The organism is Streptococcus tangpeifui, from assembly GCF_011038795.1.
Lineage (GTDB): Bacteria > Bacillota > Bacilli > Lactobacillales > Streptococcaceae > Streptococcus > Streptococcus tangpeifui.
The window spans coordinates 73201-86781 of the sequence record NZ_JAAKDU010000003.1 but is presented as its reverse complement, the minus strand read 5'-3'; the positions used below and the strand labels follow the sequence as shown (position 1 = coordinate 86781).

Sequence of the window (13581 nt, the reverse complement as noted above, 5' to 3'; positions counted from 1 at the left end):
AAAGGTGGCAAAACCTGCATTAAAATAATATTCTCATTATTTTTTATATGATTTTTGCAAATAGAGAATTGTTATTTGCATATTGTAAAGCGCTCACAAGAGTTTTATAATAAAGGCAAGACGCAAAAAAGGAGGAAATCTATCATGAAAGATAGTCCGTCAAAGGAAACAAAAACACATGGCTGGTATATGCACAAACGCGGCAAACATTGGGTTTACGGCTGCAGTTTGGTTACTCTGCTGGTTGCAGGACTGGCTCTTAGCAATCCTGTTTTTGCTGGGGAAACGGCACCAGCTACTAGCACTCCCAATGCACAAGTGGCTGACACCATCAAGTCTGATGAAACGTCAGAAGGGGCAACAACAATCCCAGCCAATAGCCAAGCTGTTATTGAGAGTAAAGATAACAGTGCGGAAATAAGTGGAAATACCACTTCATCCCAACAAGCAGAGAGGATAGCACAATCGACCGACGAAGGCGGATCAACTGTTGATTCAGAAGCTGATCAAGCAGAAGTCGCTACTTCCGACGATGCAACGCCAGTGGCTGAAAGAGCCGATGCTGGTATCACTGTCGAAAAAGCTGATGTGGCTCAGGTTGCTGAAAAGGGCTATCAAACCAATTTGACCAACCTCAAATCAACAAACGGAACTTGGGAAGTTCGAGATGACGGTCTCTACAGCAATGCCTTAGACAAGGGAGACAGCTGGAATATTTCTGACATTAAGGCTGGTGATTTTGTCTATTCAACAGATATCAAATTTTTGAAAGAACAAGGAGCTGTCGGTCTAATCTTCCGGAGTACAGATCCTAATAATGTTCAAAATAGTTATGCCATTAACATTGATGGAGGCACAAAGAAGAGTAAATTCTGGCGTTGGGACAGAGGAGAAGACCAGCAGCTGATTGATGAAAAGCAAATCGAACCTAGCGCCGATGGCAATTACTTTCTCAGAGTTGTTGCTATTGATTCCTGGCTATCCTTCTACATTAATGGGCACTTAGTCGGTTCTACAGGTGACTATACCCTGCAAAAAGAAGACAAAGGTCAAAGAACCGTCATTAAAGAGGGGTATCTGGGCCTGCTTAACTGGAACGGTGAAGCCGTCTTCCAAAATACTTACTATACCCCAATTACTGATAATCTAAATCCTGAACTAGCTGACATTACTGTCACGTCTGACAAAGGTCAAGTTGAGAAGAAAGGTCAGTTCCTTTCCAATGCTCCCGTCAGCATCCAATATGTTGATAATGCAGCATCCAGTGTTAAATTAGCCATTAAACCAAAGAACGATAAGGCTCAGATTACGATTAGCGACAGCACTGGTAAAGAATATCAGTTAAACGATGATATTCCTCTGGCTGTCGGTGCTAATTACTTGACTGTAACCAGCACAGTTACTACCGAAGCTAATCAAGCCAGTCTGACTTATCGGATCAATGTTCATCGCCGGCAAGCCAAGGAAGTCTACTACAACGAACTCTTCCGTGACCAGTACCACTATTCCGTCAAGGATGGCTGGGGAAATGACCCTAATGGTTTAGTCTATTACAAGGGTAAATACCATCTCTTCTACCAATTCTATGATGATCAGGTATGGGGACCAATGCACTGGGCTCATGCCACCAGTACAGACCTGATTCATTGGGAAGACCAGCCTATCGCTCTCTATCCCGACACTAACGGTACCATGTTCTCAGGCTGTATTGTAGTCGATGAACACAATAGTTCTGGCTTCTTCAAGGATGGTCAAGGCGGTTTAGTGGCTTTGGTCACTGCCGATGGTAACGGACAACGGATTAAATTAGCTTATAGCTCTGATGAAGGTCAAACGTGGATCAAGGTTGATCAAGTGGCGGCAGATTGGTCCGATGACCCACTGCAAAGCAAGGATTTTCGTGATCCTAAAGTCTTCCATTGGAATAATAAGTGGTTCATGGTGCTAGCTGGTGGTCCTTTGCGTATCTATTCTTCTGATAATCTACGAGATTGGTCAGTTGAATCGACTTACCCTGATATCCACACTGAGTGTCCCGACTTCTATCCAATCCAAACAGAGGATGGCACGATCAAATGGGTGCTTTCTCGCGGCGGCCGTTACTATAAGGTAGGTGACTTCAAGCAAGTTGACGGCAAGTGGACCTTCAGCCCAGATCAAGCTTATAAAGAATCTGACGGTGTGATGAACTTTGGCAAAGATTCTTATGCCGCTATGACCTACTATGTTCAGGACTTTGGTACCGAAGCCAATCCAACCATTCCGAAATTGACGGAACTGAATTGGATGAATACGTGGGACTATTGCAATCTAGTCGCTAAAACAGTTGACCAAGATTTCAACGGTACTTACAATCTTAATCTCCAGTTGGGCTTGGTCAAGGAAAATGGCACTTACGTTCTGACGCAAACACCGCTTGAAATTTACAAAACACTTCGGGATACTGCTAAAGCCATCAGCTATCAAGACGTTACCGTTACAGCTCAAAATGATCTACTCAAGGATGTCAAATCTGATAGTTATGAAATTGTTGCAACCTTTAGGCCAAGTGCGACGACGACTAAGGTCGGCTTTAAAGTCCGCCAATCCAAAGACCAAGAGACACTGGTGGTCTATGATTTGAAGCAAGAAGAGCTCTCCATTGACCGAACCAAGTCTGGAGTCATTCTTAACGATAAATTTGCCGAGGTCAACAAGCAAAAGGTGACGACCAATGCTGACGGCAGTATTTCTCTCCATATTTTCGTTGATCGATCCAGTTTAGAAGTTTTCGCCAAGGGGGATACCGTTACTGGTGCTAACCAAATTTTCCCAGCCCCAGACAGTTTGGGAGCCAGTGTCTTCGCAGAAGGAGGCGACGCCAAGGCTGATATTTATTTCTACCCTCTCAAATCCATCTGGACTGATAAAGTTGCAGCTGATAAACCTTTCAAACTGGTCGGAACCGGCCAAACTGAAACACGTTTAAATCTTGGCCAATCAACCAGTTTCGAAGCCTATTTGGCTCCCGCCCAAGTTAAGCAAGATATCAATTGGCAATTGGATAAACCCGACCTTGTTGATTTTAGTCAATCTGGCAGTAAGGTAACCCTGACGGCTAAAAAGGCAGGGACTTTGACTCTGACAGCAAGCTCTAAAGAAAATCCTAACTTGACTAAAACCTATAAGATTAGTATCTTTGAGAATAATTTCAAGACCAACTTAAAAGATCTCAAAGTCATTTCTGGTCAGTGGGTTGTTGATGATAAAGAGTTGCTTGACAGCAATACCAGTGCTAACGATGCCATCATGTCGACCGAGCGCCTCCCTTACTCTGAATACAAACTGGAAGCTGACGTCAAATATCAAAAAGGTTTAGTTAACATCTTTTTTGCCTCTCCAGCAACCGACCCAGCCAACGCCTATGCCTTCCAACTGGGCGATCAGGCTAGTGTCAGACTGTACTACTTCCAAGGAGATACTATCGCTGAACAACCGCTGAATACAGCACTTAACGATAATCACTACCACCATTTGCTTATTAACAAGACCAAGGACAGTGTCAGCCTGAGTATTGATGGTCAGGAAGTCATGAACCACAAATTTGCATCTGTCAAAGACTATTTTAATCAAGCTTATGTTGGCCTAGGACTGTGGGATGGTGCTGTAGCCTTCCAAAATGTCTATCTGACCCCGCTCAATCAAGACGTTAAGCCTCAAGGTTGGTTCACAGCTAACCAACACTGGTATTATCGTAAGGCCGATGGGCAATTAGCAACTGGTTTAACGAGCATTGATGGCAACACCCATTACTTCAACGCCGACGGTTCTCAAGTCAAAGGCGACTTCGCTTCTCCTGATGGCGGACAAACATGGTATTACCTTGACAAGAACAACGGACATGTTCTGACTGGACTGCAAACGATACAAGGGAAAACCTATTACTTCAATGCTGACGGTTCCCAAGTCAAAGGCGACTTTGCCTCTCCTGATGGCGGACAAACGTGGTATTACCTTGATAAAGACAACGGACAAGTTCTGACTGGACTGCAAACGATACAAGGGAAAACCTATTACTTCAATGCTGACGGTTCCCAAGTCAAAGGCGACTTTGCCTCTCCTGATGGCGGACAAACGTGGTATTACCTTGATAAAGACAACGGACAAGTTCTGACTGGACTGCAAACGATACAAGGGAAAACCTATTACTTCAATGCTGACGGTTCCCAAGTCAAAGGCGACTTTGCCTCTCCTGATGGCGGACAAACGTGGTATTACCTTGATAAAGACAACGGACATGTTCTGACTGGACTGCAAACGATACAAGGGAAAACCTATTACTTCAATGCTGACGGTTCTCAAGTCAAAGGTGACTTTGCCTCTCCTGATAGCGGACAAACTTGGTATTACCTTGACAAGGACAACGGACAAGTTTTAACAGGCGGTCAAACGATCAAGGGCAAACGTTATACTTTTGATGAAACAGGCAAACAAATCAAGGGCCGTTTTGTGACCCCCGATGGTGGCAAAACGTGGTATTATCTTGATAAAGATAATGGTCTCAGAGTGACGGGCAGACAGGTCATCAATGGCGAAATCTGTTACTTTGATCAAGACGGCCGTCAAATTAAATAGATCAAGCCTCAGCTAGACTAGACCGTTTGCGACAGGATGCTCCTATTCATCTGCTTCTCTGACATCAATCAAAACCATCCTAGGACAATTTCTCAGCCAAATCCCATACACGAATTTCTTTCATCATGACTAATTTCCAACCACATGGCCAAAACACAAACAAATGAACATTAGCCGATCTTCAGCCTTGTCATACCATGACTGAAGATCGGCCCTCACCTGTGCTGATCGCCTTTCTTATAGCTGATGCTTTCCTACACTACAAACGCTGGCAATTTTCTGACATGCCTGCTCCCCCTTTATTTCCAGTCAGGTCAGTCCTATTTTGTTATAATAAAAGCAGAAAAATTCAAACGCTTTCAAAAAGCTTATAATTGGACCCACCTATGTGATTCTATGAATTTAGATAAAATATCCCAGAAGCTTTAATGCTTCGCTGTCCATTTTCCTAAATTCTGTGAGTCACTTAGCGGCCTGCTATCTTGTAGAAAGGGGATTCCTATGAAACTCAGTGTGATCGAAATTGGCCAAAAACCTGAACTCGTTGTCCAAACGGCAGCTGGTTGGCTTAAATTAACTTCCTACTTTGATCAGGTTGAAGAAGTTCCCGATTTTACTATGGAAAATCTCTTTGACGGCAAAGTTTACAAGGGACTTCAATTTCTTTTAGAATCTGATTTGAGCCAAATTGACAGCTGCTACTGGTTGGATACGATAGAAGACTACGCCTTCTATCCGGTCGTCAGCCACCCCAGAAAAATCTTGGCCGTTGGCCTAAACTACAAAAACCATATTACTGAAGTGCAGATGGACAAACCTCAGGTCCCAGAAATTTTCAATAAGCTAGCGACCAGCCTCAACAGTCACGGCTCTCCCATCTTTCTTCCTAATAACGATTGGGAATATGATTACGAAGGTGAATTGGTCATCGTCGTCGGTAAAAATGCTAAAAACCTCACCTTGGATGAGGCTGATCAAGCGATCTTTGGCTACACCGTCGGTAATGACGTTACAGCGCGTAAGCTTCAATTTCAAACCAGTCAATGGCTGATAGGTAAGTCACTAGATGGTTTTGCTCCTGTCGGACCAAGTCTGCTGACTAAGGATCAAATGAACCTAGGCCAAGCCCGCTTAACAACCAAGGTTAATGGCCAAATCGTTCAAGAAGCTCCGCTGACCGATATGCTCTACAGTCCGCAAGAAATTGTCAGTTACCTCTCACAATATATGACACTTGAACCAGGTGATTTAATTTTCACTGGTACACCCTCTGGTGTCATTATGGGCCACAATCCTAATCAGCTAGACTGGCTGACTCAAGGGGACACTGTCACCGTCTCCATCAGCGGAATCGGAACTTTAGAAAATATCATTAGATATGAAAAATAACCACCAGCCTTGCTGATGGTTATTTTTTACATATCCTCTCCTTTACTTTCTTTAGTAAGCGGCCATTAAGTACGAAGCTTGCGAATTTCAAAACGATCTCTATGGCAGTAAATAAGAGAAAAAGTTTGGGTTGGAATGTGCAATAGGATACAGCTGCTAAGCCAAAACACACAAATTCTAAAATTCCAAGCAAAGTGATTAGGATTCTAAACGTTAATCCCTTTATCACACCAAAACCAAAAATGACAGTAATAATAGGAGGGACTAAAATCAGTATTATAGCACCTAGGCTAATTGGGAGAACAATCGCCGATGCTATTATCCAACCAATCATCTCCTCTGCAGGATCGTTTGTATGAACTAGTAAGCTGCTTTGCTTAAAAAACCACATCATTAACAATCCTGCTGAAACTAGCTGGAAATTTCTTGCTATCTTTACTTGCTTTATTTTCAACTGCCATTCAGCATTTTGCATTTGATCATCCGCAGAGCCTTCACAGTCGAAATTTCTAGTATTTTTCATCACAACTAATATTTGGCATTGCGGCCAAACCATTCTTTTATTTTTTCTTATTATTAATAGTCATTTAACCCTTGCTGATAAATCATTTGTTGGCCTTGCTGACTAGCCTTGATTTCTTTACCCGCTAAGATAAATAAGCCAGTTATCACACAGACTTGGGCAATTTTTGCAAGTCCTAAGCCAATCAGGCCGGTTATAAATATCCGGCTAATGTTTTCTTGGCTCGCATAAATTGATGACCAAGCTACGGCAACAAAGATAAACTCAAGCCCCCATGCTAAAAGGAAGCTAATCAAAAAGCCAAAATGCCGAGACCAAACGCTGGCGGCAATAATACTCACAATATTAGCGCCAAGATTCAAAATCAGTAGAAAAAGAAAGTAAGCATAAAGTGAATACATAAACCAGACGACTCTAAGAATATCTGTAGTAAAGTCATCTTCGTAATTTCCTAGTCCCAGTACATGCATCAAGAAAGATAAAGCATTCTCCCTAAAACTTGCGGAAACCACAAAAATGATGATAAAAATAAGCGTTGGTATTATGACTAAGGAAGCGATAAGCTGCAGGCCCATAGCCCAACCAACAAGTTTTCGTGACGGTGTCTTGATCACAATTATTCTCCTCACTAATAACTAGGCTCGCTTAAGATACACAAATATTGCAGTCTTTTTCATTCAGCAGAAAGTTCCTTATCTGCTCTAGTAGCAACATTGCAAAACTCTCAAATCGAGACCAGCTAGTATTTGCCATCACTAGAATACAATTCTACACAATCGCTCAAGTCAAAGATCCGAATAGACTTCAAGGTGCTGCCCCCTCACCCACATCCATAAGATGCCCTTTAAGACAGCCTCTTGATATTTTGACTACACTTCTCAACTTCTCCCTGCCTTCAAAAAAGTGGCACTGCTAAGCAATGCCACTAGTGGTCTATGAAGAATGCCGATTGCAGGAATTGAACCTACGACCTACGCGTTACGAGTGCGTTGCTCTACCGACTGAGCTAAATCGGCAACTACTTCTATAGTTTATCAATTTGTTTTCAATCTGTCAAGATTTTTTACTTATTTTTTTCTTAAATCTCATTCTAGGCCTATTAACTGTCTTTACTATTATGAAAAAGCCGCTTCTCTTTGAGAGCAATCTTATTCTCGTAATTGTCGATTTTATAATTCAATCGCTTCAGGGCCTCATTTAAATCGTCTATGCGCTTCTGTAGGCCTTCCCGTTGCTCTTTAAGGATAGTCAGGCGGGCCTGAATATTCTCATCACCAGCTTGCAAGAGTTCCGTGTAGGCTTTCAGAGCCCCGATACTCAGACCAGCCCTTTTAAAACAGCGAATGAATTGCAAAATAGAGATATCATGCTCTGTAAAATCACGAACTCCAGCTTGATTGCGCGTCACTGGTGGAATCAAACCAATCCTTTCGTAGTAGCGAATGGTATCTGCAGAAATCCCAGTTAACTTGCTCACTTTCTTAATATTCATCAATATGTGTCCTTTTACTTATTAATCCTCAACATTGTAAGCCTTGGAGTTAACTCCAAGTCAAGGGATAACCTTTATTTGTTATAAGCTAAAGGGCCCTTATCGTTCTTCCCTCTCTCCTAACAAGTTCCGCCATTTTTCCGATAACTGTTTGGGATTTGGAAAATTGAGTTGTTCAAAACGTGATTTCACAAAGATACTCAAGAGACTGAGCGCTGATTTATTGAGTAATTGCCGTTTGTCAGCCGGGAGCTGGGAGAAAGCTGTCATAATTGTTTTGGCACTTTTAAGAATGTCAGCTTGAAAATCATCCAGAGTGGCAACATCATTCTCCAAGAAAATATCAAAGACTGTATCAAAGAGAATTTTGAGCTCTTGCTTGGAAAGCTCTTGTGTCCATTGACTAAAGGTCTCTTCTAAAGCCTGACTGAGTTCAGATTGACCGGAAGCAAATTGCCAGTCTGTACCATTCACTTCCCAAGTGGCCACGTCATGCTGGAAAGTTCCGATGGCCTTGCTTTCAATAAAGCAGCTAGCAAGGTCATTTTTTAACATACTGCCAACTATGGAATCCTTGGGTCTCAGACAGAGCACCTTATCCCGAATGGCCTGATAACCCTGACTGTGCAAAACGCGATTATGCAGGCCCGGTGCATCAAAGATAAATAATTGGTCAATCCTTGCTTGAAAATCTTCTGGTAAATTAGCTGCGGCGTAGAGAGCCAGATTGCCACCCTTAGAATGACCTGTTACAGTATAGCGACAGTCGCTAGCCTCTAAAATCTTAATCAGGTAGGCTAAGGCTTGCCGCTGTGCAGGAATCTCACTGGCATAAGTCATCTTAAAATCTTCCTTCCAACCGATAAGCGTTTCATCAGTTCCTCGGAAAATAACCTGATAATGATTAATATTCGGCAGACTGAGAACCATCGCAGCAAATTGCTTTTCAAATTGCGGATCAATATCATTGATATAAGAGACCAAACTCAAGCCTTGATAGCGTGGAGCAGCAAGGACAGCTTTCAAAAGCTCCACACGCTGCTTGGTAACAGTAAAGGAATAGTGAACTTTTTTACCGCTGGCCTGAAAATCTTCTTTCAGTGCCTGCAAGGTAACTGGCTGCGTTAAATGTAACTGTTCTCCTAAAGGCAGGTAACCCAATTCGTTGATAATAGCTATATCAATGCTGTTGAGCATCAAGTCTGAAAAAGTTTTTTCACCATGATTTTTGATATAGTCTAAAATATTTGGCATAAAATCTCCCTCTCTACTAGCACCAGTATAGCATATTTTTAAAGATATCTGAAAATTATGCTAAGCAGCTAGTCGAAAGCCTTCAACTATGGTAGTATAGTAAACAGATTAAATAATTTGGGAGAGTTATATACTGATGTCTTTAACACAAATCTATCGTCTCATTTTTGGTTTCTGCGGTCTTATCGGTGTCTCAATGCAGATTGCCAAAGATGGGCCTGGAATGATACTTTACTATACTGTTCTGTCCAATATCCTTGTTTTTTCCAGTCATTTTTACCATATCTATTTAGAAGCTAAAGGAGGTTCCATCAATCAGCATCCCACCTTGTTGCGGATTAAGGGAAGTACAACTCTGGTCATTACTTTGACTTTCTTAGTTTATCACTTTATGCTAGCACCTAAGGTAACCCCAGCTGATTACTGGAACATCCGAAACTTCTTAGTTCACTATATCGCACCGCTTGGCATGATTGGTGACACCCTTATCTTTGATCGTAAAAATATTTATAAAGCATTAGATCCCCTAGTTTGGACTCTTATGCCTATTCTCTATTGTATCTGGGCTCTTCTCAATGGTCTTATCTTGAAATGGCCAATTCCTGGTAGCTTAGACAGCCCCTTTCCCTACTTCTTTCTCAACGTTACAAGAAAAGGCTGGGACTACGTCCTGACTTATATTCTAGTTCTGGCCATCTTTTATATCATTATCGGCTATATACTCTTTCTCACCAAGAAAATTCTTGGGAAAAAGCGGTAACCAGTTAAGAAAACGAATCTTTAAAATAAATCAAAAGGATCCTTGCTCAATAGAGCAGGGGCTTTTTTACAAAACAAAAGGCTCTGGGAACATCCCAAAAGCCTTAATTGTGACTAGTTCTCTGTCATTGACAGGGTTTGCCGGAAGCAATAATCTGCCGACCGTGTCGAAAGACTGACATTAGCATACTGAGAAATAATTCGCTCCACATTGGCTAAGCCGATCCCACGATCTTCTCCTTTTGACGAGTAGCCATTTTCAAAAATATGGCTGATAGCGACTTGTTCTTCTTTGGTTGAGTTTTCAATCACAAAGAACTGCTGATTATCAACCTTGAAATAGGCCACATTGACAGCCTTATCTTTGGATTCTTTGGCAGCCTCAATAGCATTATCGCTCAAAATACCAATAATAGTGACTAAATCAATAATCTTCATCGGAATCTGATTAATTTCATCAGGTGCTTCAATAGTAACTTCTAGTCCTTCTTCCTGAGCCAACAAAATCTTAGCCGACAGCATGCTTTTAATCGGTGAAATATGGATAGATGAGAGCTTACCAATGTCAAGGTTTTTAGATTGAATCAGCTGCTGATCTTGGGCAGCATCGCCCATAATCTCATTGTAAGTTGATTGAATCTTAGTCATATCTTGGCTGGCAATGCTCTTAGCCAATTTTTCTAAAGCTGCTTGGTAATTTTTCTTAAAACTACTCAATTCAGCATAAAGCGACTCAACCCGATGATTGTAAGATTCTAGGTTAGCGATGTGCATTTCCCGGTCAGTTTCAATATCTTCCTTCAAAGTCCGTCTAATCCAGCGGTTGAAACCAAAGAGAAACCAGCAAAATACTGTCACCCCAATAAAAATGACCTTGTTGCGATTGTCAGAAATCCAATCAATGGTAGGATTATTGATGTAACGCAGAAGATAAACAGCGTGCAAAATAACATAAGAGATAAAGAGAGCCACTGTGATTTCAACTAAGAATTTCTTAACTCTACTGCTTTCGCTTTCCGTTATTGATTTAAAATTGAGGTTAAAGATAGTATGGACAACCCAGTATTCAGGGATAACCAAAAGATTAGCAAGAATCAACTTGGTCAGCGGGTAGGCCGCTAAGTCGATCTGATTAGGATCCATACCAAAGACAATATAGTAAGACAGGCTGAGGAGAAATTCAAGTCCAATAGCCGTATAGAAGGCATAGAAAAGGAGTTCACGTTTAGGCTGAAACTTAAAGAAGATGAATTCAATTAATAAGAGATGAACAACATCCACTACTGTGCCTGTTTTGGAACTGAAAAAGATAACAATAGCTGAAAAAACTGAAACCGGAAGCAGTTTTTTCAGAGGCAAATTGAGTTTACTGATCCAGTTGAAGACATACCAGCCAGACCAGAAAATTGTCCAAGAAAATAATAACTGTTTTAAAACTATCATCGGTCTGACTTCCTCCTAACACGTAATTCTTGGTAGAAGGTTTGATCATGTACTCCTTGTGCAAAGGTCAATTTACGGTAGTGATTAAGATTCCTTCGGCTTTCAAGCGACAAGTCAGCTAATTGATCCAAGGCCGCCTGCTGATAAGGTGTAAATTCCAAACTAAAGGATTGAACGCCATTTTCCTCAATAATTCTCACATTGACTAAACCTGCAGGATTTTCCTTCAACCAAGGCATAACTCTGTCAAACATTTCTGAAAAAATAGTCAGTCCCGCAGAACTTGAAACACCGCAGTCCATGATAATATCAGGAATATTCAAGACCAGCTTATAATTCTGGCTCTCAAATTCCCCTATTTTGATAAAGAGAAAGGACTTAATCTCGGGCATCATGATATTAATCAATTTAGCCTGACGATCCCTTGAATCCAAACCAGCAATATTTTCCTGGAAAATCTCATCGAAAACTCGGGTAACCAGATGGAGGTCACCACTTTCAATACTCCCTTTCAAACTGAGTAAAATATTGTTGTAATCATGCCGGAAAGAACGAACCGACTGATACAGTTCTTCGATTTGCTGGCTATAACTTTCTAGATTTTCCAGATAGTGCTTTTGTTCCGTACGCCTCAAATCCTTTAGATATTCCCTTGAATAATAGTCAATCAGGATGAGAACCTTCATTAAAACTGCCAAATAAACAACTGTAACTACGATTATCAGTACGGAAACAGGAATTCCCAGTAACTTTCCAATATGCAGCCGCTGCATAAACACAAGGAAATAATACAGAATAAAATAACTCAGCATTTCCGACAGAGTAACCCAAAAATTACTTTGAGTTCGCTTATCCAGCCAGACACTGTTCTTCATGGAGATGTAGTCAATCTGATAGAACTCCCGTAAAAATCGTTCTAATAGAGTTACAGCAATCAAAATCAGCATATTCCAGACGAAGCTGTCCAGAAAATAATTCAAAGGGTGATTAAAGAGGAAGGGAAAAACAATTCTTGCCACAAAATTCCAAAGAATGGAAAAGAGAACCGGCGGATAGAGGGCAAAGAAAAAATTTTCCACAAGACGGCTTTTAGGCATCTTATAACTAATAATCACAAAATAAAGTAAGAGACCAACCGTAACTTCACCAATATAAGGTGTTAGAAAAAAAGACAGAACCATGTGCAGTCCAATCAAAAAACCGACCTTATAAAACCTAGGCCTGATTCCCGTCACATAAGTAAATAATGACCATTCGGCTGCACAAAGGATCAGTTTGAGCATAAACTGCTGGATGATGGCTACTGATAATAGTGCTAGGGACATGTGAGTCCTTTCCGTAAACTGTTAATATAAAGTTATTTTAACATAATCCCCACCCTAGGGAAACTAGTAAAATCAAGAAAAATGAGAAATCATTGAAAATATCCACACAATCTCATTTTAAATTCTAGTGTAGCCATCCTCGTTATCCCTTCGTGTGCTCATTTTAATAGCTGTCTTATGTCATTAAACACGTCTACAATGCTGCACAGAGTTGTTGTCTTTACAAATTAAATTTGGCTACTAAAAGCATAAAATCTCCTAGGTACTTTTTATCACCTGCGTCGATTTTCCTAAATTCCCTTGCATGGCTTAATGGCTTTGTATCCCAATCAAACCGTGTGAAAGTGAGATTGAAAGTCTCCAGTGGCGTTTGGCAGCTGGGGATAGACTGCCTAAAAACAAGGGAGCGGCAGAGGACAGAGTCTAAAAATAAAAGAACGCAGAAAAACGAAATCACCATTTCATAACAATTTACCGATTTTTTTATACGTAATCTCCAGAGATTACAATGCTTTGTGGGTGGGGGCTAGGCTATCATGGCTGTTTGTCTCACTCTCGTTTGTTATCAAGTTCGGATTCCTTAGGGAACAAGCCTCTGCCGTAACTGCATCGTTTCCTTAAGATTAATGGACGTCTAAAAGGCTAACTTTGATTTTAACTGAGTATAAAACCAATAATAATCAGCTTAACCATCGCCTTCAGATTATCATAGTCAGGCAGCGACGCAGAATTTTTATGGTAATAGAAAAGCCTTGTAAAAACTCTTACAAAGCTCTGTAAGT

9 protein-coding genes and 1 tRNA gene are annotated in these 13581 nt (G+C 41.1%); 3 read left to right on the top strand and 7 right to left on the bottom strand.

The window, feature by feature from the left end:
* Window positions 1-144: 144 nt before the first annotated feature.
* Window positions 145-4614, top strand: coding sequence for a GH32 C-terminal domain-containing protein (locus G7Y32_RS03655; protein ID WP_165210761.1), 4470 nt, complete (start codon window positions 145-147; stop codon window positions 4612-4614).
* Between the two features lie 501 nt (window positions 4615-5115).
* A complete protein-coding gene (locus G7Y32_RS03650; RefSeq protein WP_165210758.1) occupies window positions 5116-6003 on the top strand; it encodes a fumarylacetoacetate hydrolase family protein in 888 nt (295 codons plus the stop codon).
* A 19-nt stretch (window positions 6004-6022) separates the two neighbouring features.
* Here the strand turns inward: G7Y32_RS03650 and G7Y32_RS03645 are convergent, their stop codons facing one another.
* The 5 genes from G7Y32_RS03645 to G7Y32_RS03625 all read right to left on the bottom strand — a co-directional run bounded on the left by G7Y32_RS03645 (window position 6023) and on the right by G7Y32_RS03625 (window position 9272).
* Window positions 6023-6526: a hypothetical protein gene (locus G7Y32_RS03645; RefSeq protein ID WP_165210755.1), complete on the bottom strand. Its 504-nt coding sequence runs from the start codon at window positions 6524-6526 to the stop codon at window positions 6023-6025.
* A 53-nt stretch (window positions 6527-6579) separates the two neighbouring features.
* The gene (locus tag G7Y32_RS03640; RefSeq protein WP_165210752.1) at window positions 6580-7140 is read right to left on the bottom strand and encodes a hypothetical protein; all 561 of its coding nucleotides are present in this window, start codon (window positions 7138-7140) and stop codon (window positions 6580-6582) included.
* Between the two features lie 329 nt (window positions 7141-7469).
* Window positions 7470-7542 (bottom strand) — tRNA-Thr (locus tag G7Y32_RS03635).
* 83 nt (window positions 7543-7625) lie between these two features.
* Window positions 7626-8018 (bottom strand): stress response transcriptional regulator NmlR, encoded by a 393-nt coding sequence (nmlR, locus tag G7Y32_RS03630; RefSeq protein ID WP_165210749.1) that lies wholly within the window; start codon window positions 8016-8018, stop codon window positions 7626-7628.
* A gap of 99 nt (window positions 8019-8117) precedes the next feature.
* Window positions 8118-9272 carry an Mbeg1-like protein gene (locus tag G7Y32_RS03625; protein ID WP_165210746.1) on the bottom strand — a complete coding sequence of 385 codons (1155 nt, stop codon included), beginning with the start codon at window positions 9270-9272 and terminating at the stop codon, window positions 8118-8120.
* A 136-nt stretch (window positions 9273-9408) separates the two neighbouring features.
* Here G7Y32_RS03625 and G7Y32_RS03620 point away from each other — a divergent pair, with 136 nt between their 5' ends.
* The gene (locus G7Y32_RS03620) at window positions 9409-10032 is read left to right on the top strand and encodes a Pr6Pr family membrane protein (protein ID WP_165210743.1); all 624 of its coding nucleotides are present in this window, start codon (window positions 9409-9411) and stop codon (window positions 10030-10032) included.
* Window positions 10033-10145: 113 nt separating this feature from the next.
* Here G7Y32_RS03620 and G7Y32_RS03615 read toward each other — a convergent pair whose 3' ends face one another.
* Both G7Y32_RS03615 and G7Y32_RS03610 read right to left on the bottom strand, forming a co-directional pair.
* A complete protein-coding gene (locus tag G7Y32_RS03615; protein WP_165210740.1) occupies window positions 10146-11474 on the bottom strand; it encodes a GHKL domain-containing protein in 1329 nt (442 codons plus the stop codon).
* The gene (locus tag G7Y32_RS03610; RefSeq protein WP_165210737.1) at window positions 11471-12799 is read right to left on the bottom strand and encodes a sensor histidine kinase; all 1329 of its coding nucleotides are present in this window, start codon (window positions 12797-12799) and stop codon (window positions 11471-11473) included. Before G7Y32_RS03610 ends, G7Y32_RS03615 begins: the two co-directional genes overlap by 4 nt.
* Between the last annotated feature and the right edge of the window lie 782 nt (window positions 12800-13581).